This is a genomic window from Planctobacterium sp. AWM4_229 (genome assembly GCF_056160305.1).
On the sequence record NZ_JBSWWX010000005.1, the window covers coordinates 230451 to 254073 of the forward strand.

General features: G+C 46.0%; 8 protein-coding genes. 3 read left to right on the plus strand and 5 right to left on the minus strand.

The window, feature by feature from the left end; translation table 11 throughout:
- Positions 1–5: 5 nt before the first annotated feature.
- The 5 genes from ACXAGP_RS12725 to tsaA all read right to left on the minus strand — a co-directional run bounded on the left by ACXAGP_RS12725 (position 6) and on the right by tsaA (position 19983).
- Complete coding sequence (locus ACXAGP_RS12725) at positions 6–14009, minus strand: Ig-like domain-containing protein (protein ID WP_475261824.1); 14004 nt, start codon at positions 14007–14009, stop codon at positions 6–8.
- 12 nt (positions 14010–14021) lie between these two features.
- The gene (locus tag ACXAGP_RS12730) at positions 14022–15773 is read right to left on the minus strand and encodes a FecR family protein (RefSeq protein ID WP_475261826.1); all 1752 of its coding nucleotides are present in this window, start codon (positions 15771–15773) and stop codon (positions 14022–14024) included.
- A gap of 181 nt (positions 15774–15954) precedes the next feature.
- On the minus strand, positions 15955–17343 hold the full coding sequence (locus ACXAGP_RS12735; RefSeq protein WP_475261828.1) for a hypothetical protein: 1389 nt from the start codon (positions 17341–17343) through the stop codon (positions 15955–15957).
- 73 nt (positions 17344–17416) lie between these two features.
- Positions 17417–19129 (minus strand): proline--tRNA ligase, encoded by a 1713-nt coding sequence (locus ACXAGP_RS12740; protein WP_475261830.1) that lies wholly within the window; start codon positions 19127–19129, stop codon positions 17417–17419.
- A 134-nt stretch (positions 19130–19263) separates the two neighbouring features.
- A complete protein-coding gene (gene tsaA, locus ACXAGP_RS12745) occupies positions 19264–19983 on the minus strand; it encodes a tRNA (N6-threonylcarbamoyladenosine(37)-N6)-methyltransferase TrmO (RefSeq protein ID WP_475261831.1) in 720 nt (239 codons plus the stop codon).
- Positions 19984–20127: 144 nt separating this feature from the next.
- On the opposite strand from tsaA, the gene ACXAGP_RS12750 reads away from it, so the two are divergent.
- Genes ACXAGP_RS12750 through ACXAGP_RS12760 form a run of 3 tightly spaced genes read left to right on the plus strand, consistent with a single transcriptional unit; the run spans position 20128 to position 23623 of the window.
- Entirely contained in the window at positions 20128–21051 is a 924-nt protein-coding gene (locus ACXAGP_RS12750) for an ABC transporter ATP-binding protein (RefSeq protein ID WP_475261832.1), read from the plus strand.
- Entirely contained in the window at positions 21051–21785 is a 735-nt protein-coding gene (locus tag ACXAGP_RS12755) for an ABC transporter permease subunit (RefSeq protein WP_475261833.1), read from the plus strand. The genes ACXAGP_RS12750 and ACXAGP_RS12755 overlap by 1 nt, the downstream gene beginning before the upstream one ends.
- Complete coding sequence (locus tag ACXAGP_RS12760; RefSeq protein WP_475261834.1) at positions 21785–23623, plus strand: GldG family protein; 1839 nt, start codon at positions 21785–21787, stop codon at positions 23621–23623. Before ACXAGP_RS12755 ends, ACXAGP_RS12760 begins: the two co-directional genes overlap by 1 nt.

Genomic DNA, 23623 nt, shown 5'->3' on the forward strand with positions numbered 1-23623 from the left:
CTTTTTTAATAGGGGCCAACCACGTTTGTATATCGTACAGTGAAAAACTGCCACTGCTGGTCCAATTGGGTACTACCGGTCACAAATACATTGCCTAAGGTATCTATGGCAATATCACGCATCTTGTTTATTGCTGAATAGCCATTGGTCCCACCAAAATCACTTATCAGGGTACCGTCAGGTTTAAAGCGGAGCAAGGCGAATTCATTGTTACTGTTCACCAGCACAAAAATAGCACCAAATGCATCCACTTTTATTGCTGTTGCTATGTCATCCGAGCCTGAATTGACATCATAGGATAAATCGCCAGTGCTGTTCCAGGAAGTGGCGGCGGTTGCGGTATTATCCATAGCAATAACAATGGCATCGCCATTGGATTCCCCAACCGCGTATATTGTGCCACTGCCATCAATGGCGACATCGTAGAAGCGCTCCTCTGTGCTGGCTACCTGAAATTCATAGATTCCGTCACTACTGAAGCTACTATCCAGGCTGCCTTCGGGAGAAAACTTAACTATCAAGGCATCGATATCCCCGCCGTTGGAGTAGTATCCTACGGCCACCAGGTTACCATCGGAGGTTGGTGTGATGGCTGTAAAATGGCTGTCTGAGTAGGTACTCAATTCAAGCGTGCCCGTTGCAGCATTGAAACTGCTGTCGAAGTTGCCAGAATAGTCATAGCGGTACACCAGTGCTTTGCCGTCTGTACTGCCAACAATATACAAATAGCCATCATCAGCCTGATAATGCCCGCCCACCAAATCATCTGAACTGCTGCCACTGATGTCAGTTAAGCCTGAGCCATAAGAGGTGGTATCGATACTGGCTACATCCGCACTAACTTTGGCGTTGTAAATATCGGCGTTAGCGCCACTGAGGATACTTTCCCCTGATGCAAAGATGTGTCCATTGGCGCTCAGAGTAATATCCTTGAACTGGGTAGACTCCCCATTAGGGCTGAATAACTCGATGGCACTTGTGGTTTGTCCGTAACTGCCAAAGCTATTGCTACCGGCGCCAGTATTGTCAAACTTTGCAATGGCCATGTCGTCATCATAATCGCTGGTATTGCGCCCATATCCAGCTAAGAACAAACCCGAATACTCGTCTAATGCAATGGATGTCGCATGCTCACCATATCCTAAGTCAAATAATACCTTTTGGTTGGTATTATTGACTTCACCAATGTTCGACATGCCAGCCAGGGCGAAATCAGTGGAAACGGTACCATATAAAAGTGCTTCGTTACTGCTATTTAGCTGAAAGCCTGCGATGGCCGTCCAGCTATCGATATCATGGGAAAATTGGGTATTACCAGCATTGATAAAGCTAGTGTCAAAGCCACCAGAAGAAGTCAGCCTCACCATACTCTCATTGGTGCCAGATTTACTTACTTGCAACCAGATAGCACCGTTACTATCAATTTGTATGCTGGAGCTGGAAGAGGTGGAAATCTCATAGTCACTTGGTTCTGCTATGCCGTCGGTATCAAAGCTGGTATCGAGATTCCCTGAGGCATCGGCTTTTAAAACAGAAACAGCTAATGTGCTGGTATCTTTACCCAGAATATAAATGGATGTGCCGTCAGTGGCTGCTTTAAAACCAACGTGAGCTGAGCCCTGATCAAAGGTTACAAGGCCACTGGCACCAAAGGTGGTATCGATAAGACCATCGCCGTCCATCTTGAGCAAGGCCACCTTGTTATAGGTATCAAAGTAGCTGCCGACTAAATAGATATCACCATTGGATAAGACCACCATATCGTAGATACTGAAGTTAGCATCGCTATACACTGTGTAATTTACCCCGGTATCCGCGGTAGAAACATTGGTACCGGCACCAAAGGTTAAATCATCCGTGCCGTCATCATTAAAGCGATAAACCCACGGGTAGAAGTTGGTACTGTCTTGTCCTGCGATTAGAAAAGCGCTGGCGCTAGAAACATAAATACCTTGTGCCGGGGTTAAATCGACAGTCCCTGACAAGTCTCTGATGCCATCCGTGTCAAAGCCGCTGTCCAGCTCTCCCTTGTCGTTGAGTTTGGCAAGGTAAAGATCATCTGTGCCTGTTATTACACCCGCTATTACCACCTCGGTGTCCGCCAATCCAATCACATCATAAGGGGTGATAGAGGTTGAGGCTCCGGCGTCAATTCGGGCGTAGCCGTTTTCGCCCCATAAGGCGTCAAAATCGCCATTGCTATCTGTTTTAACCACAACAAAGTCTTTATTGCCATCATCCTGGCCTAAACTCCAGCCAGCCACAAAGTAATCGTTATCGCTGGCAACTGAGGCATCAACTACTTCATCTTGCGTTTTGTTGCTGGTGGCCTGGTACTCACTGGTGTAATCACAATCGCCAAATGTCGGTGGGTCCAGAATATAATCATAGGTGATAGCAACATGGGCATCACTGCCTGCATCCTCTGTATCGAAAATCAATAACTGGCCCAACGCATCAGTGCGAATGATGACGGGAGTGTTACTTACACCACTACTCAGCGTGATGGTTTTAACGCCACTAGTGCCGTATCCAGTGTCTTGTGTACCGTCTGCAGAAATGCGGATGATACTGGTATCAGTGCCTTGTTTACCGGCAATATAATAGTTACCGCGTTTATCTGACACCATGCTGTAAGCAAAATCGGTAGAGGAACTATTCAAGTCAATGATGTTTTTACCTGTGGATGAGTTGAAGCTGGTGTCCACGTCTACATCCCATTCGGTATTGGTATCGTCCCAGGTTATGGCGAATTTATACAAGGCAAAGTCATCATCTTTGGTACCAGCCACAATTACTGAACCGTTGGCATCAAACGCCAGGTCATAACCGTATTCGTTCCCGCTATCATCAAGGTACTTAAGCGGCGTATTGGCTTCAGCATTGGCGAAGTCGTTACTGGCGCCGGTTTCTACACTAAAGCGCGTCAGGAATATATCGCTATCTGTGCCATTGCTACCATGACCAACCACATAAATGTTGCCCTCGCCATCTTCAATGGCCGCTTCTGGGTTGAGATCATTGATACCTGAAATGCTTAATGTCGAACCACTGTTAAACCCTGCGTCAACTGAGCCGCTGCCGTCTAGTTGTACCGCAGTAATGTCATAGTCTGCACCGGCAAAGGATTGCCCAATCAGTGTTATATCACCGTTATCGTGTAATAGTACTTCTGCTAAGAAGTCGTCATAACCGAGACTGGGATCCATCGTATGGACACCATCGCTGCTAAAGCTGGTATCTAATGTTCCATCTTCTTTTAATACCATCACGGCATAATCATTGTCCGAGGCGCCGGTAGCATCAGTATGGCCGGCGATAATCAAACCGTTATCAGGACGCACTTTAACACTGATGGCAACATCATTTGTGCCTCCGAAATCATAGGTCTTAACGCTACCGGAGTTAAAATTGCTATCCGTGCTGCCGTCTCTGAGCAGTCTTGTTACAGCAAAATCGCCGTCTGTGGTACCCACCACGACGATGTTTCCATAGTTGTCGATGACTGCGTCGTATACCACCTCGGTTGTACCACCAAATTCGATGTCGGTATTGTTACTTACGGCAAATTCATCTATCACCGTCAGGTCAAAGGTGAGGCTCTCTGTGACATAACCATCAGTAGAATTAAAGGTAATGCTGGAGGTACCCAAATCGCTGGTGGAAGGGGTGCCGCTCAAGGTTGCAGTATTGCCATCTACCGTCGCCAGAGTCATCCATGTGGGTTCACCTGAGACAGTGAAAGTTTGTGAGTCACCATCCAAATCCATAACTTGAATTGTTTGGCTGAAGTTTTCACCGGCTTGTGCATAGGCCTCTGGTGTGGTGCAGATACCTGGCACAAAATTGGCGCGTTTAATGGTCAAACTTGCCGTTTCTTGACTTGAGTAAGTGCCATCTGAAACCTGATAAACAAAGGAGTCGGTTAGCACCGTACTGCCATCGTGTTGATAACTAAACGAACCATCTGAATTTAATGTAAATGCGCTGTCATTGGCGGGATTAGTGACAATTGAAACCGTTAAAGTATCGGAATTGGGATCACTATCATTGGCAAGAACACCGACAGTGCTATCAATACTGGCGGTCATGCCACTGGCTGAAAGCAAGATGTAACTATCGGCCGTTGCTACTGGTGTATTACTGGTGACAGTGACATTCAATGTTGTCTGGAAACTCGTCGTGCCATCATTGCTTTCTACGCACACATCATAGCTCGCTGCAGACAGTGCTGCATTGGAGCGCAGATCGCTACCGTCAATATTAAAGCTGCCATTGTCGGTATCGCTACTACAGGTTCCATTGCTTGAGGTACCTGTGTTTACAAGGCTGTAACTGTGGGTGTCGCCACCATCCACATCGGTGGTGGTTAGCGCACCAATGATGGCATTAGTCCCGGTGTCTCCATCGGCAATGGTATCACTACTGACACCATCAATCAGAATATCGGTTGGAGTACTATTGCCCACGTTAACCGTGATAGTCAGGGTTTCCTGGTACGTGGTGGTGCCATCATTGCTTTGCACACAGACATTATAAGTAGCTGCGGTTAGGGCTGTGTTGGTGCGCAGGTCGCTGCCATTGATGTTAAAGCTGCTGTTACCGGTATCGGCACTACAAGTACCGTTGGCAGAAGTGCCCGCAGTCACCAAGCTGTATGTATGGGCGTCACCTGAGTCGACATCAGTGGTAGACAGGCTGCCCACCACCACATCGGTGCCGGTAGCATTGTCATCAATACTGGCACTACTGATAGCAATGCCTGTTGGTGCGCTATTGCCGACGCTCACTGTGATCGTCAGGGTTTCCTGGTAAGTGGTGGTGCCATCACTGCTCTGCACACAGACATCATAAGTAGCCGAGGACAGGGCGGTATTAGTGCGCAAGTCGCTGCCATTGATGTTAAAGCTGCTATTACCGGTATCGGCACTGCAAGTACCGTTGGCTGATGTACCTGCAGTCACCAGGCTGTATGTATGGGCGTCACCTGAGTCGGCATCAGTGGTGGACAGGCTGCCCACCACCACATCGGTGCCGGTAGCATTGTCATCAATACTGGCACTACTGATAGCAATGCCTGTTGGTGCAGTATTGCCGACGCTCACCGTGATCGTCAGGGTTTCTTCATAGGTGGTGGTGCCATCACTGCTTTGCACACAGACATTGTAGGTAGCTGCGGTTAGGGCGGTGTTGGTACGCAGGTCGCTGCCATTGATGTTAAAGCTGCTGTTACCGGTATCGGCACTGCAAGTACCGTTGGCTGATGTACCTGCCGTCACCAGACTATAAGTGTGGGCGTCACCGGAGTCGGCGTCAGTGGTAGACAGGCTACCCACCACCACATCGGTGCCGGTGCTGTTGTCATCAATACTGGTACTGCTGACAGAGATATCGGTTGGTGCATTGTTAACGGCAGTTACAGAGACACTTACGGATGCAGTTGCAGAACCGCCATAATCGTCCACAACGGTATAATCAACAGAAGCGGTACCTGAGCTGATGGACGGTGTGAAATCGATTGACAGGCCGTCTGTCGCCACTGTCGTAGTACCATCACTGCTTGATGCGCTGAAAATGGTGAGACTATCGCTATCAGGATCAGAATCGTTGTCCAGAGGTGTCAGTGTGATGAGGTTTCCGGAAAGCACTGGCCCTGCAGAATCATTAGCAGGAGTTGGGTCACTGTTGGGGACCAGGTTCACTGTAAGAGTGGCGGTATCTGCGCCACCGTTGCCGTCGGAAATGGTATAAGTCACCGTATCCGTTGCAGTTATAGATGCCGGGGCATTGTATTCAATTTGAGTATTGTCGCTACTGATGCTGTAACCGGAAGCGGAAGTAGACAAGTTGGTTATGGTGAGTAAGTCGCTATTGGCATCGCTATCATTGTCCAGCACATTAAAGCTATAAACATGACTTCCTACGGCATTTTCCGTGTCATCGTTGGCTACAGGCGCTATATTTGCGGCTGTTACTGTCAGATAGTCAAAAAACTCTACCTGATTGATGCCATCATCCACCCTAAACTTCATTTGTACACTACCCACAAATGACGTTTCTGGCGTGAAAGTAACTGAATAATCGCCGTTTATAACGATAGACCCAGAGTCTACTTGGGCTTCAAGTATACTTAGCGTGTCACTTTCAGGATCCGCCACATCATTTAGCAATGTGAAAGTTGCGTTCGTATCTTCTGGAGTACTATACCCTGAAGAGAAAAATACCGGCTCCTGATTAAAGCTAATGGAGTTTGGTGCTCCCGGAATATCACTATAGACTTCATAGAAGCGAAGCTTGGGATACTCTGATAACTCCAAGCTATCACTGTTGTCGTAATAACCTTCATCAGGATCTCGCTCTTCGTAATCTAATATCCACAACCTACCGTTTTGCAGTGCTATGGGGAGCCAGGTGCGAGTCTGCCAGATGTAGCAGGATTGATCATTGCTATTCGTACATTGTGAGTTGAGGTAAGTGTAGGTATCTCCTGAGCTTAAATTGCTCAGCTCATTAATACTGACATTGCCAGAACCATCCACTTGCCACTGCATATCGACATCGGATACTTGAACATCATTGTTTTCATCAAATGAGGTGGACAGCGCTTTGCCCAGACCTGAATTATCGAAGTAATAGCCATTGCCAATGGAATCATTTAAGAAGCCATCTTGGTCATAGTTAAAACGGTTGCTGAGGTTGTCACCGATTTCCAGATAATTGCCATCAATCAGCGCGTTAACATCAGCGGCGCTGGGTGGGTTGGGGTGCAACCAATAATCTAAAGTAGAGTAAACATCGCCATTGATATCAATAGCTTTGATGAACAGGGTGTTTTCAACATCACTGTGATCTAACCAGCGATAAACCGCCGTGAGAGAGTTGCCAAAATCCACCGATACCGAACCATCGGTTTCAATAGCCCAGGAAGCTGAACTACCCGTAATACTGCAACTAACGCTACCATCGTTGCTGCCTGTGGTGGTTTCTGTAAAGGTGCATACATCACTGGCGAACTGCATAAAGTTACCAGCGCCATCTTCAATGGCTATTGGCAGGTATAGGGTGCCCAAAATATCGGCGCTTTGCACTGACAAGAAATCAAACTTACTGGGATCCAACATTTCCTGGTAATCACCACCATTAGTTACCAGTACTCCGCTGTTTGCCGAGGTAATTTCCGGATAGGTGCTGCTATCAATTTGAAATGACTGAATAAAGCTAATATTCACTTCATAGAAGTAGGCTTGCAATGCATAGGCATCTAGTTCATGGGCGACGGTAGTGATGTTGACCGGAACATAAAAATCGTTGTAAGCCGCGTAATAAGCATCGGCCTCTGCTTTTGTGATAACGCCTAATGCGCCATCGTTGTTAACTTCGTCGTCGAGATCATAAACATTGTAATAAATGGTCTCAGAAACGGGATTGTCGAAGGTAACGGTAACAATACCATTTGCATCCATATCCCAGGTTAATGAATCGCTGTAAGTGGGACTACTGTATTGACCAAATCCGGTGCTTTGCAGGTCGTATAGTTTGCCATTTTCGAACCCGGTTGCTAGTGCGGAGTTAAACGTGGGTTGTCTGGTTATCAGCAAAAACTCGGTTTGATCGGCGAAGTCATTGATAAGCTCGGTATCACCAAAATAAAGCAGATTTGGGAGGGTTAACGACAGATCGTCAGGCGCAAAACTATAGGCCACACCGTTAATTACATAGGTGAGTTGCGCAATGTTGGTGTCTCCCGCGTTATAAACGAATTCGAAGAAACCATCCGCATTGCGGGATACTGTGTGGATTTTTCCGTTTTCTTCGTAATACACGGCACTGACTTCCTCACCAAACACGACACTGAAATCACTGGCGGAAGAAGCTATGGTGAAATCATCCACAGTCGAATTATTAAAGTCGTAACTGCCGCTAAACGAGGGTTGCGTGACACTAACCGTGATGGTGGCAGAATCCGAACCGCCTCTACCATCTGATATAAAGTAGGTCAGGGTAGCGTTGCCAGAGAAGCTTGCTGGTGCCGTAAAATCTAGCTGGGTATTGTTGCTATCGATAGAAACCACCCCAACATCGCTGGTGACACTTGTGATGGTGAGTAGGTCGTTATTGGCATCGGTATCATTGTCTAATGGCGCCAACGCGATTTGAATACCGCTGAAGGCGGCGAAGCTATCATCAACGGCTACGGGTGCGAAATTCTCACTCAGTACTGAAATCGTTCCTGAAGCATAAACAGAATTTATGCTATCAGACACTTCCAGGTAATACTTGATATCGCCAATAAAGTCAGTAGGCGGGGTATAATTTATGCTGTTGTCGTTGTTGATGGTCAAGGTTCCTTGTTCAGCCGCGCCATCTAATATCGCAAGGGGATCTGATTCAGGATCAGCGAAATTATTAAGCACATTGAAATTGCTGACTGAGATATTGATATCAGTATTAAAGTCAATGCTTTGCCATATTGGCTCTTGATTAAAGCTAATCGAATTGGGAGCGCCGGGCACTAAACTGTTCAGTTCGTAATACTGAATACGGGGTTTGATGTGCTCTTCATAGTTCACGCTGGTATTGAAATCAGGACCAGTATCATTGACAAGTAACCATTCCCAAACCCAGATTCGATTACCGCTTACAACGATTGGAACCCACAGTTGAATCTGCCAGATAAAGCAACTGGCATCGCCATTGTCTATACATTGATCGTATTCATAGCTAAAGCTATTGCCGGAGCTAAGGGTGGATTGACTGAAGATATTTATAGTACCGGAATTAACTTCCCAGCGTCGGTCGGTATCGATTAAGGAAGTCCCATCAAATTCGTTGCGGCTGGTGAGATATTTACCAAGGCCGCTAGCATCAAAATAAAAGCCATCTGTTTCTGATGTATTAATGGAGTTGTCAGTGCCACGCGCGTCCGGATTAGACTTACTCAAGGCGCTGTCAAAATAGTGTCCAGTTAATAGGTTGGAAATATCAGAATCGGCGATATTGGTTAATGTCAGCCAATATACATGTTTACTGTAATGTTCGCTGTTGCTGCCTGAACCAACGGTTAGCTCTATTGAGAAAGTATTCTCTACAATAAGATCATCCAGCCAGCGGTAGGCGGCGGTAACGTCATTGCCAAAATCTATATTCAAGACGTCGTTACTGATAGTCCAGGTAAAGGATTGTGAACTGAACTGGCAAGAACCCGAACCAGATTCAGAGCCTGTAGTCGTCTCAGTAAAGAGGCAGAAATCCGCCGCAAAGGTTTCAAATGTGTTGTTTGACAGGCGCGGTATTTCAGTGGCAATGCCGGATGAAATGTCAGCAAAGGTTATTTTCTGCAATTTAAGCGAGTCGATATTCCACAGCTGTCGAAGTTGAGTTTCTGACGGGGTGGTTTCAACAACGCCGTTGTTAGCGCTGGTAATTTCAGGATACAGACTGCTATCTATGCGATATTGATAATAAACATCAATTTCTGCATCAATGTAAATGCGGTTATCTCTCAAGAACCGGAATTCCTGGCGGGCATCAGTAATATTAACCGTAACAAACTCGGTTTGGTACGCTGTGACGTAAGCATCGGCTTCGGCTTTGGTAATGATATTCAGAGCAATACCATCAGAACTATCATTGTCCAGGTCGTAGACATTGTATTGTTGTTCAAACTCTTCTGCAGCATCGATGTTCACAGTCAAAATGCCACTATTATCCTGCCAGGTAACATCGCCATCAAAATCTGCGCCTCTCACCATCCCGGTGCCGCCTGCAGCAAGAATATAGTGCTCGCCGTTTTCTACACCAAAGCGCAATGGGCCGGAAAAGGTCGCTTGACGCAGGTAAAAGTCATGGCTGGTAGCCCCTTCAAAACTAGTATCTAGTTGCGTTGGGGGGCCAAAGGCAACATTGGCGTTTGGTTGGTCAAGGTTGCTAACCGTGAAAGAGTATTCAACACCATCTATGGTGTAATAAACTGTATTGGTAGACGATGGCAGGACAAAATCAAGATTCGCCTGCATTTTGATACCACCCATTTTGGGAGCATCTTTGCCGCTGGTACTTGAGCCTTCAATAGTCAGTTCATAGGAGCCATCATCATTGGCTGACACTGACACATAGCTGCCGTCTTCCTCGTAATATACGGCATCAACATCATCACCAAAGGTCACCGTGTAATCTGTGCCATCACTACTGGCGGAAACATCTGAGTTGCCGTCACCATCAGAGTCAAAGTCACCGGAGAAGGTTTGCTCCGTCACATTAATGGTAGCCGTGGCAGATGCCGTGGCGCCAGACGGGTCGCTCACGGTGTACGAGACCGTGTCTGTGGTGGTGGTATCCGAGGGAGCTGTGTAGCTTAAACTGGTAGCATCAGTACTGATGCTTACCGTTCCTTGTGTCGCACTGGCTTCGGTGATCGTAAGTGTATCGCCATCGCCATCGGTATCATTGGACAATACATCTAGATCAGCAGTTTCACCCGAATTAACATCGTATTCATCATTACTGGCTACTGGGGTTTCATTGACATCGTTAACGGTTACAGTAACGCTACCTGAGTCAGAGTCGGTGCCATCGGATATCACATAGGAAATGGTATCGGTGCCAGAAAAACTGCTTGTTGCGGTGTAAGTGATAGACATTTCATCAGAAGCGATAACGACATTACCATCATCAGCGGTTGCTGATGTGATGATTAAATCGTCCCCATCTACATCACTATCATTATCCAGCGGCGAGATAACAACACTTTCTCCTTGGTCAACGCTTGCAGAGTCGTTTATTGCTATTGGCGCATCGTTCACCGCGATAACAACAATACTTAACTCTGCACTATCCGAGCCTCCGCTGGAATCAGATACCGTATACTCTAGAGTGGTGGAGCCATTAAAGTCAGGATCTGGAGTAAAGGTAATTGAGTTATCCCCGTTAACGACGGCGGAACCATTACCACTACTAGTAATGGTCACTGACAAACTCTCGTTTTCTGCATCGCTGTCATTGTCGAGTACAGATACTGTCACTGCCGTGTCTTCATCTGTTGAAGCCGAGTCGTTATTTGCAACTGGTGCATCGTTAACGGAATTAACCGTAATACTGATTGTGGCACTATCACTGTTTCCTGACTCATCACTCGCGGTGTAAACGATACTGGCTGTACCAAAAAAGTCAGCCGTGGGGGTGTAGCGAATACTCGTACTGGACTCAAGTTCAGCTGTACCATTGGTTACTGAATCTATAGTCACGCTCAATGTATCGCCATCTTCATCAGTGTCGTTGTCGAGAGGGGAGATAACAACCGAGGTATCCTCATCGGTAGTTACAGCATCGTCTGCTGCAACTGGCGCATCTTGTACATTTGTGATAGTTACGTTAATGGTGGCTGTCGCGGTGGCGTTGTTGCCATCTGAAATCGTGTAAATAATGCTGTCAGTGCCAGGTGCATCTGGTGCGGTATAGGTGATTGCATTACCGGTAAATGTCGCAGTACCTGATGATGTCTCAACTGAGGTAATCGAAAGTTCATCACCATCGACATCTGAGTCATTGTCGAGTGGGCTAAGCGTTATTGTTGCTGATTCATCCACTGTTGCTTCATCGTCTTGGGCGATAGGGGCATCGTTCACCGGACTCACGGTAACATTAATAACAGCCTGGTCGGTTTCACCTGTTTCATCGGCAATTTGATAGGAAATTGTTGCTAAACCGTTAAAGTCCGCTTCTGGTGAAAAAATGATGCTATTGTCTGAACTTAATTCGGCGCTGCCAGAACTTACCGCTAATATGCTTAAAGTAAGGGGATCGCCATCAGGATCTGTATCGTTGCTTAGTGGTGAGATGGTAACAGGTGTGTCTTCGTCTGTTTGCGCTTCATCGTCTGTGGCAACTGGAGGTTCATTTTGTGCAATGACGCTAATGGTTATTATGCCGTTGGTCTCCCCTCCCTGATTGTCACTAGCTAGATAATTAACAGTTGCATCACCAATAAAATCCGTTGCTGGAGTAAAGATAATACTGTTTTCTTGCACTACAGCCGTACCATCAGATACTGAAGAAATAGCAACCGAAAGTGCATCACCATCAGGATCACTGTCATTGTCCAGAGGTGTAATGGTTACCGCGGTGTTTTCTAACGTGGTGGCGGTATCGTCTGTGACAATAGGTGCATCATTGATGGCATTGATGGTGAGTATAACCTGGGCTTCGTCGCTACCGATTGTATTGCTGACGCGATAACTAAAACTATCACTACCATTGAAGTTATCGGCTGGTTGATAGCTAAAACTGCCATCAGCATTTAGGGTTAACTGTCCAGATTCAGTTGAGGTGAGTACCGTGAGAGAAACATCATTGGAGTCAACATTACTGTCGTTCGCCAGTACTCCGTCAGAGGCTTGAACTGATAGCGTGGTATCCTCATCTAGTATATATGCGTCATCTTGAGCAATTGCGGATTCTGGCTGGTCAGCCACTTCAATAAACACCACAGCACTTGCAGAAGCACCCTGTGGGTCAGTAACTTGATAGTTAAAACTCACTGCGCCAAAAAAATCTGACGCTGGGGTATATTGAAAGGTCCCGTCACTTTGTAGATTGAGTTCACCATTATCAGGTGAAGAGAGCAGGGTCACCGTAAGCTCACTAAAACGCTCATCCCCGGCAAAATCGGCATCACTGTCATTAGCCAATACTCCCTCAGCAACAGAAGAAATAACCAGAGTTTGATCTTCATTCATCTGATAATTATCGTCTGTCGCAACGGGTATGTCATTTACAGGTGATACTGTAATCGTTACGGTACCGGTGGAAGAACCGCCGTTTGTATCACTGACCGAATAGGTAAAACTATCTGAACCAAAGTAGTGCTCTGTAGGCTGATAGTTAAAGCTACCATCGCTATTTAAGTTAACAACGCCGTTTTGGGCTGAATTCTCAAGCGTGGCAGTCAACGAGTCTAAATCGACATCGCTGTCGTTGGCTAGCACACCGTCGGCAGTGGCGATGTTTAAAACCGTATCTTCAGCAAGTTGATAGGCATCAGACGCAGCCACGGGAGCATCATTCACAGGTCTGACGGTGAGGCTAACGCTGCCTAATTGTGAACCGCCTTGTGGATCGCTAACCAGGTAACTGAAACTATCCTCACCATTAAAATTTGAAAAAGGACGATAAGTAAAATCACCATTTGAGTCCAGAGTCACTTCACCGTTAAATGGTTGGCTGCTCAGCTCGGCCGTAAGCGGTTGTTCTTCAGGATCAGAATCATTAGTCAGTAAATTACCGTTAACTTGTCCGTCTTCATCTAAAGTGAAGGATTCCGATGTGACTTCAGGGTCTTGATTATCCAGTGCTTCGATTCGGAAAACTTCGCTATAGGCACTTTCACCACTGGTATCTGTTCCTGTAATCAAACCAAAGAGCCCTAATTCGTCATCAACACCAGAGATAGATTGAGAGGTCCCTCTGATGGAACGAAAGGTAATACTGTCATTAAGACTATCTATGTTGTTTGGGCTGATATTGGCTTCAGAGGAAATGTACAAGTTGTATAAATTGTAGCCATTTAGCGCTGACCAACTAAGTGCAATGTCCCCAATGGAGCGAACGACGGATATTCCGCTGATTTCTGGTGGGCTCCAGGTGAACCTGACGCTGTCTAATACCTGCTCGTTGCCATTTTTTATTACCACCAATTGCGCTTCATGACTGCCAATGTTGAGGTCGTAGTCGCGAGGATTAATGCCTGCATCTGTAAATGATTCTGTATTACCGCAATTGTTGCAGATGGTAATTTGACGTCCACTGTCATTGTTAAATCTTAGACGAAGGTTGCCTATGCCATCTGGGTCTTCAATACTTGCTGAGAACAGTAAATTACCGCTAAAGGTATGATTGTTGGCGGGGTAGCGAAACTCACCAGTGGGTGCGGCGAGAACTGGTAGGCAAAGTATGCCTGCTAGTGAAGCAACGATAGTGCCTGTATATTTTCGAAAAACGTTTGATATTTTCATGAGGACTTCCAGTTACCTTTCCCCGACCAAAAAATTACCGCTCACGCGATTACTTCCTTGAGACAAGTTAAAATCACCATTGAGCACATCGCCTTCATTGGCGAAAAATGCCGATATATCACCACTTCCTTCTTGCACTGAGTTAGGTACACCGGGTTGGCCATAGGTAACGCGGGTCATATCCAATTCTAAATCAGCCTCCACAATGACTCCCTGAAAAACTGCATCCCAAGTGCCCCCGTCATCTTGCAAAGACATATTGCCCTCACTAAAAGAGGTATCAAAGTTTACTGCGATGTTGATGTTCAAATTTTGAGGATTTTGGTTGCCCGACAACGAGCTGCTAATAAGCCGTGAGTAGTTTGCAGAACCGGTTCTTGCGGCAATAACTTCAGGTGCTACTTTTGTGTTGTTATCAATGGTTTGGATAATTTCATCTTCACGAATCTGTTCATTCTCATCGTCAAAAGGGGTATTTTCAGTATCCAGCCCGGTATCTGTGGTTTCCGTGTTAGTTTCTAAGGTTGGAGTTCCAGTAGTGTCAGTATCAAAGCTGGAATCTGTATCCGGCCCAGTTGTTTCAGGATCAGGTGTCGTCCCTCCCGTACCACTGTCGTTACCTGTTGAGCTCTCAGTTCCTTGTGTGGGACTTGAATTGTCACCACTGGTACTGTCTGTCCCATCACTGTCTACATCATTATCACCGGTCCCGGTTTGTGTGTCGCCGCTGTCATTTGAATTGTCAGAATTATCTGAGCCATTAGAACCGTCGGAGCCATCAGAATTATCGGAGCTATCAGAATTATCGGAGCTATCAGAATTATCGGAGCTATCAGAATCATCGGAGCTATCAGAATCATCGGAGCTATCAGAATCATCAGAGCTATCAGAATCATCGGAGCTATCAGAATCATCGGAGCTATCAGAATCATCTGAATCATCAGAATCATCGGAATCATCAGAATCATCGGAATCATCAGAATCATCGGAATCATCAGAATCATCAGAATCATCAGAATCATCGGAATCATCAGAATCGTCGGAGTCATCGGAATCATCGGAGTCATCGGAGTCATCGGAATCATCGGAATCATCGGAATCATCGGAATCGTCAGATTCTTCTTCCTCTTCTTCTTCACTGCCATCTTCGGAATGACCTTGATCAAAGTTTTCCGGTGGCTCTAATAATTCTGTGACTTCACCTTCTTCGTTAATCACGGCAAAAGAGAAATCCTCGCCTTCACCAAATGATACTTCTTGCTCAGTTCCGCCAACATCGACATTCACATCAATGGCACCATCCCAAACGGCGATAAACATTTCACCGCTCACTATCTCAATTTCGTAGTGGGTGCCTCGAATACCGATTGAACCTACTGGTGTTTTGAGTTCATAGGTGCCGTCATTAGACTTGATGGCGCCGGTAACCGAGCGCAAACCGCCTTCCACCAACTCCAGCACAGCAGAGTTATTAGTGTTCGTTTCGTCGTATTGATATTCGGAAATAAGCAGAGTTGTGTTTTCTTTTAAGGCTAGTAAGGTGCCGTCCGTCATGCGAAACTGTGCTTTACTTTTAGCTGCCGTTTTCACCGTATCGACATCGAATATCGGGGCGCGACGCTTCAGTTTCCTGACGTTCGTTTCTTCCTCCCAGGCATTTACATTACCTTTGGCTATCATGGTCTTACCCGCAGGACTGAGGGCAAAAGCGGGATTACATACACAACAAAGTGATAAGGCAACCAAAGATAGTTTGAATCGCATAAACTCTTCTCATCTCGTTCGAGTCAGAATATTGATGTTGTGCAAAATGTGCCCATCGGATCCCGACATTACTATAAGTATAGTTTCGGATAATCTGGAATTAACTCAAATAACAAGGCGCTTAAAAATGAATCAGTTCACAGAATTCGGAAACTCTTACTCCATAATTCAGTGTTTTTAACTAAAAACTTCTTGTTACCGATAACGCTGCGGTTGTTCTGTCGTAAGCATATATTTCAACACTACTGCGTTTATCAGTATAGGTAACACCCCCGGATATCTTCCAGTCGGCATTCAACAGGTAATCAAGGCTAAAGGACAGATTAAAACTTTCCTCTTTTCTCAGGACTCCAATCGATGGATTAATACCGTCGTGCTCGATATCTTGAAAACGGCCGTTGGCAACAATCAACCATTCGCTGCCTACAGGGCGCACCAAGGTGTAGCTCAAAAGCCAGAAGTTTTTGCCATTACTAATACTGACAGGATTGTCTTGTTTACCTTCATCATCTCCGTAACCCAACTCAAACATATGAATGGTATTGCCAAAATACGTCAATCTTGTGCGTCCAGAGTATTGGTGAATGTCCTGGTCATCATTAGCATTTACGTTAACACTGGCATAGCTAATCCCCCATAACCATTGCCAGTTGTCGGCAACCGACCAACTGGCGTCAAGCGAAGCACCATAAGCGGCACGGTAAAACTCACTATCGAGCATCATGGGTTGCACGTAACCGGAGAAATTAACAATGGCCCCCCAGTATTGGTCAGTGAAAGTGCCGGTCATACTCATAATTTCTCTATCCAGTTGACTCTGACGATTGTATTGAGTGTTTACATAAGCGGCATTAAAACTGATGGAACGTTTTTGGCTGAGCTTTCTGCTGTAGATATAATTGAACCCCACATCACTACTGTGGTCACTTTGTTCCAGACTGGATTCATCCAGGCTACCAATAATGGGATAAAAGGGACTTTCCACGGGGATGTTGGTGAGGTTATCCAGGGTCGTGCCACTATTGGCATTGGAGTCGTATGTTTGGGAAAGTTTCACGTTGAAAGCGTGACTTTGTACTGCTTTGTTTTTTAGCTCGGTAATTTGTTGCAGGTAATTGCGCACTCTTTGTGCATCTGCCGGTTTCAAGTCTTCTTGCAGCAGGCGGGTCAGTTCGGTTTGTGCGGCGCCTAAGTTTTTCACTTTAAAATAACTGAACGCCAGATAAAGACGAGCTAACAAAACATCAGGTTTAACTAATAAAACGCGCTCAAAGGCAAATACCGCTTCCTGAAAATAATTGGCGCCATAGGCTGCTTGACCAGCCAGCAAGTCGAAACCCGGTTCGCCGCCCCATTCTTCAATGAGCTTGTTGGACAGGGCAAACGCTTCTGGAAACTGCTTTTGTTTAATTAAGGATTGTAATTTTTTGATATCTGCCGGCAGGCTCTCAGTTACCGAGGATGTTGTTGCCTTTGCATTCGTATTGGAGGATTGTGCCAATGCGGGCACTCCCGCAGTGGCTAATATCAGGATCGACAGGTATTGAGCTGTCTTTCGGCGAAATGGCATTCTAAGCGTCCTTTTTCGTCACTTTTATTATCTCACCTCGTACAGCTCAAACAAAAGGTGAGTAGGACCTGTTTTAGTCCTTCAACAAGTCCTTGATAAAGGAATCAAGGCCTTCCAGATCTACCAGTTGTTTTTCGCCAGTACGACGATTTTTGTATTCGCATTTTCCAGCGTCGAGGTTGCGTTCACCAATTACGATAGAATGAGGTACACCCAGCAATTCCATATCGGCAAACATCACACCCGGACGCTCTTTGCGATCATCGAACAAAATATCATCCCCCATTGGCGCAAGCTTTTCATACAAGCTTTCAGCGGCTTCCTGGATACGATGGGATTTATGCATGTTCATAGGAATTATAGCCAATTTAAACGGAGCGATAGCTTCTGGCCAAATAATTCCAAATTTATCGTGATTTTGTTCGATTGCAGCAGCAACGATCCGCGAAACGCCAATACCGTAACAACCCATGGATAAGGTTTCGTGTTTGCCTGACTCAGTCAATACACCACAGTGCATGGCTTCGCTGTATTTTTTACCTAGCTGGAAGATGTGTCCTACTTCAATCCCGCGTTTAATTTCGATATTGCCGTTGCCATCCGGTGAAGCATCACCAGCGATAACATTCCTGATGTCCACAACTGTGCAATCCGATACATCTGACCAGCTGGCTGCGTAGGTGTGGAAGCCAGTTTCATTGGCACCACAAACAAACTTAGAAAGTTGTGCCGCACTGCGATCAGCAAAGACCGGGATAGATAATCCTACAGGACCGACAGAGCCTGGTTCTGCACCACATATCTCAAGCACTTCTGCTTCACTGGCAAACTGCATCTCTCCTGACCAGGGCAGGACTTTTTGAGCTTTAATGTCGTTCAGTTGGTGGTCACCGCGTAAGCACAGAGCAGCAAAGTGAGAGGTTTCGTCTTGAACGATTTTAACGATTAAGGTTTTAACACAGTTTTGTGCTGCAACATCCAGTGATTGGCTAACCTGCTCAATGGTTTTGGTGTCAGGTGTGGCGACTTTCTTTGTCTCACCGGATAGTGGTGAATCAGGCTCAAGGGTTACAGCTTCCGCCATCTCAACGTTTGCCGCATAGTCAGAACCCGTACTGAAGGCAATGGCATCTTCACCTGAATCAGCAAGTACATGGAATTCGTGGGAAACACTACCACCAATCGAGCCGGTATCCGCAATTACTGCGCGATAATCTAATCCCATGCGCTCGAAGATGCGACAATAGGCGTCGTACATCTTTTGATAGGTTTCGGATAAACAGTCCTGTGATAAGTGGAAAGAGTAGGCATCCTTCATGGTAAATTCTCGTCCACGCATAATGCCAAAGCGAGGACGAACTTCATCGCGGAACTTAGTTTGGATCTGGTATAGGTTCAGTGGTAATTGCTTGTAACTGGAAACTTCAGTTTTTACCAGATCAGTAATAACTTCCTCATGTGTTGGACCTAAAACGAAGTCGCGTTCGTGACGGTCTTTTATGCGTAATAACTCAGGACCGTAATCCTGCCAGCGACCAGATTCTTGCCATAGATCCGCGGGTTGTACTACCGGCATTAACACTTCCACGGCACCGGCGCGATTCATTTCTTCCCGTACAATTTGGGCGACATTGTTGAGTACTCTCAATCCACTAGGTAGCCAGGTGTATAGGCCTGAAGCAAGTTTTCGAACCAGGCCGGCTCTCAGCATTAGCTGATGGCTAATAACTTCTGCATCGGCAGGGGTTTCTTTTTGGGTGGAAAGTAAATATTGGCTGGTGCGCATTAATAAATTAGTCCTGTACCATCGCTTTTGTCTGGTGTCTTTGAAGTGCAAACAAAAGCATCATAAATTCAAAAATTAAAACTGCCGCTAGTGTACCAGAGCGGCGTGATGTTCCTAGCAAAAAAATGGCGAAATTAAACCTTATTTACAGCAAACACTTCGATTTTGTTGTCGACGACCTGCCAGCGAAAATTAAAATCATCAAAGCTGGTGCCATACTGATTAAGATCTTGTTTGGCTTGTTTGCGATAAGCGGGGCGAGGGTCTTGAGCCAGAACCTCTCTTACCTGAAGTTCGATTACCTGATAGTCCCTGCAAAGCGCTTTTAATTGCTGCAATGCTTCCGCCTGAAAGTGCACCTCCATCAACTGAGGTGGATTTGGAGCGAAGCCACTACGGGCATCGGCTATTGCATCAACGTAGGCAATATAAGGCTTGATGTCATAAATGGGGGTACCATCCACTAGATCCAGACCGGAAACTCGCAACCTGACCCCTGCAGCTGAAACTGTCACACTCAGTAAGGGCACAACTGACATACCAAAGCCGTTGGGACGAAAACTGCTACGGGTGGCAAATACCCCTTTTTTCTGGTTACCACCTAATCGAGGAGGACGAACCTGTGGCTTCCAACCTTTCTGCAAATTGTGATGAAAGCGAAACAGCAACCAGATATGGCTGAATTCTTCAATGCCCTCAAAGGCCTCCTGGGTGCCAAACGGCAGCGGCACAACAATCTCACTGACAACCGACGGCGTGAGGTTAGGCTGTCTTGGAATGGCAAACTTTTCTTTAAATGGGGAACTCACATTGGCAATGGGCGAGATAGTCTCTGGATCATTATGACTGGTCATAGTTTTTGCGGCTGTGTTTTGTGAGAGCAAGATGTTAACAAAGAATTAAAAGTTAGCGCTTGAATTTTTTTGCGAAAATCGCCATATCTTTCCTTGCTTTTTTACGCCACCTTTGTGTAACAGCTTGATCCTTTAGGGAATATCATGATTTCAGTAAAAAATATAACAAAAAGGTTTGCTCAGTTTACTGCAGTAAATCAGCTTTCATTTGATGTTAATCCCGGAGATGTTGTGGGGTTTTTAGGGCCTAACGGCGCCGGGAAGTCCACCAGTATGAAAATGATCACCGGGTTTTTACCACCTGATTCTGGAGACGTACTGGTAAACGGACAGTCCGTGATAACTTCACCACAGGAAGTTCAGCAGCAAATTGGTTACCTACCAGAAGGGGCCCCTGCCTACGGTGATATGACGGTGCTGGCTTTTCTCAATTTTATCGCCGAAGTTCGTCAAATTGATGCCCAACAAAAAAGCTATCGCATTGCCGATGTCGTGGCAAAAGTCGAATTGAGCGCGGTATTGGATAAACCTATCGAAACGTTGTCCAAAGGCTTTAAGCGTCGTGTCGGTTTAGCTCAGGCATTAATCCACGATCCGGCAATTCTGATCCTGGATGAACCTACAGATGGTCTGGATCCGAATCAAAAGCATCAAGTCAGAAATCTCATTAAAAATCTGGCGAAAGACAAGATTGTCATTGTTTCAACTCATATTCTTGAAGAAGTGACGGCGGTGTGTAATCGCGTTGTGATCATTTCTGATGGCCAGAAATGCTTCGACGATACACCCCAGGCTTTGTTACAAAAGTCTCGCTATTACCAGGCGATAAACTTGACGTTGGATAAGGCAATAACAACTTCGGTGAACGAACTGCTGCCCGACGGAGTGCAGTGGGAGGCTGGAGCAAATGAACAGAACATCGTGCTGTTTCCGGGTGCCCAAAGCATTCAATTACACGAATTGGAGAGCCGTTTTGCACAGCAAGGCTTTCAGGTTCAGCAAATGCACATTGAGGCGGGTCGTCTGGACGAAGTGTTTCGCACTATTACTCTCAAGGAGGCGAGCTAATGAACATGGTCAATGTATTATTTAAACGGGAATTCGCAGGCTTTTTTGCGACGCCAGTGGCTTATGTTTTTATCCTGATTTTTTTAATGTTGTCAGGGGTTTTTACTTTTTATATCGGCAATTTCTTCGAACGTGAACAAGCGGATTTACTGCCGTTTTTCAATTTTCATCCTTGGCTATACCTGTTTCTTGTGCCCGCCATGGCAATGCGCACCTGGTCAGAAGAGCGTAAATCCGGCACTATCGAGTTGCTGATGACGCTGCCGGTTGCCACCTGGCAGATCACCCTTGCCAAGTTTTTGGCGGCATGGGCCGTCTTGGGATTGTCGTTAATACTAACCTTTCCGTTGTGGTTAACCGTGAATTATCTGGGACAACCGGACAATGGCATTATCCTCGCTGCTTACATTGGTAGTTGGTTGATGTCTGGGGCGTATTTGGCTATCGGGATTTGCATGTCAGCAATTACCAAATCACAGGTTATCGCCTTTATTCTGTCGGTTGTTATATGCTTCTTGTTCGTCTTGAGCGGTTCCGGAGTAGTGCTGGAAGCGTTTCAGGGATGGTTACCCACTATTCTGGTGGACACAATTGCTTCCTTCAGCTTCTTGACTCACTTTGAAAGTATGTCTAAAGGCGTACTGGCTATGAACAACTTAATGTATTTTCTTATCAGCATCGGCGTCTGGTTATTTGCCAGTTTGTTAATCATTGAGCAAAAGAAGGCGGACTAATGAAATTTTCTAACACTGTTACTTATCCATTGTTGGCCGTACTATTTTTTGGCCTGGTATTACTGAGCAATCAACTATTTAAAAGCGCCAGAATCGACCTGACGGAAAACCAGGTTTACTCACTGTCTGAAGGTAGTAAATCAATACTGGCTGAGATTGATGAACCTATTGAGTTGTACTTCTTTTTTTCAGATAAAGCCTCTGAGGGGTTAACCACAATACGCAACTATGCAGATCGAGTGGAGAGCCTGTTACAGGAGTATGAGTCAGCATCTAACGGTAAAATCAAATTACACCTGATTGACCCGGAGCCGTTTTCAGAAGCCGAAGATTTGGCGAATGATTATGGGCTTACCGCAGCTTCTGCTGGCATGGGGATGGACCCGATTTATCTGGGCCTTGCGGGTACCAATGCGCTGGACGATGAAAAAATTGTCCCCTTCTTCGACCCTTCTAAAGAGCAATTCCTTGAATATGACTTAAGTCAGCTGATTTATGAATTGAGCGACCCGGAGCCTGTAAAAGTAGGGTTAATCACCGGTTTGTCACTCACAGGGGGACAAAACCCCATGACGGGTCAATTTGATCCGGCGTGGACGATTTATGAGCAAATTCAGCAATTATATCAGCTAGAAGACATTGACAGTTCGGCTCAGTCGCTACCTGAAGGACTGGATGTTTTGTTGCTAATCCACCCAAAAGGGATCTCAGACGAGTTGTTCTATGCCATTGACCAGTTTGCCTTAAGCGGTGGCAAGATTTTAGCTTTTGTTGATGAGCACCACGAATCAGATCCTATGGCGGCAATGTCCGGGATGGCGAGCGCAAACAGCTCCAATATTAACAGGCTCATCAGTGCCTGGGGTGTCGAGGTGAATGCAGAGAAAGTGCTGCTGGATGCCGCTTTGGGTTTGGATATCCGTACTCAAACTGGAGGCATCACAAAACACCTGGGGTTTGTAGGCTTACAAGGTTCGGGGTTTGATAGTGAAGATGTGACCACCGCGAACCTGGACTCCATCAACGGTGCTTCCTTTGGCGTAATATCGTTACTGCCGGAAGCCACAACAACCATTACGCCACTGCTGCAATCCAGTGAATATGCGGCTACCGGGTCGAGCATGGTCTACGCCATGACACGGGATCCGGAGCAATTGTTTGAACAATTTGATCAAACTCAAGCTGCTCAACACAATTTAGCCGTGCGTCTCAGCGGCTCTGCGTCATCCGCTTTTGAAGGCAAGCCGGAAACCCTGGAATCAGAAGCTGAACACGTCGCTCAAACCGATGAGCTCAATGTTATCGTGGTTGCTGATACAGACATGCTTACAGATCGGTTCTGGGTAAATAAATCTAACTTTTTTGGACAGATGATCGCTACACCTTTTGCAGACAACGGGGCTTTTGTTACCAATGCTATCGAAAACCTGGGGGGCAACAATGCCCTCATCAGTATTCGCAGTCGGGGTACCTTTGCCCGTCCATTTGAAAAAGTGGATGAGTTGACGGTTCAGGCCGAAGCACGGTTCAGAGAGCAAGAACAAGCGCTGGAAGAACAACTAGCAGAAACTGAGCAACAGCTGGCTGAACTACAGACCAGCGGTGGAGAAGACGGTTTATTGGTGTTGAACGAAGAGCAACAAGCCGCTATTGACAGTTTTATGGATAAGAAAATCCAGATCCGTAAAGAGTTACGGGAAGTGCGTCACCAGCTAGATAAAGATATCGAGTCATTGGGGGCACAGTTAAAACTGATTAATATCATCGTCGCTCCGTTATTACTGGTATTGGCGGTGTTTTTTTTACGTCGTTCGTTTCGCTTAAGAGGAGCAGCATGA

Coding starts and splice junctions, on each gene's coding strand:
- ACXAGP_RS12725 (WP_475261824.1), bottom strand. CDS start 14,009: ATGAAAATATCAAACGTTTTTCGAAAATATACAGGCACTATCGTTGCT.
- ACXAGP_RS12730 (WP_475261826.1), bottom strand. CDS start 15,773: ATGCGATTCAAACTATCTTTGGTTGCCTTATCACTTTGTTGTGTATGT.
- ACXAGP_RS12735 (WP_475261828.1), bottom strand. CDS start 17,343: ATGCCATTTCGCCGAAAGACAGCTCAATACCTGTCGATCCTGATATTA.
- ACXAGP_RS12740 (WP_475261830.1), bottom strand. CDS start 19,129: ATGCGCACCAGCCAATATTTACTTTCCACCCAAAAAGAAACCCCTGCC.
- tsaA (WP_475261831.1), bottom strand. CDS start 19,983: ATGACCAGTCATAATGATCCAGAGACTATCTCGCCCATTGCCAATGTG.
- ACXAGP_RS12750 (WP_475261832.1), top strand. CDS start 20,128: ATGATTTCAGTAAAAAATATAACAAAAAGGTTTGCTCAGTTTACTGCA.
- ACXAGP_RS12755 (WP_475261833.1), top strand. CDS start 21,051: ATGAACATGGTCAATGTATTATTTAAACGGGAATTCGCAGGCTTTTTT.
- ACXAGP_RS12760 (WP_475261834.1), top strand. CDS start 21,785: ATGAAATTTTCTAACACTGTTACTTATCCATTGTTGGCCGTACTATTT.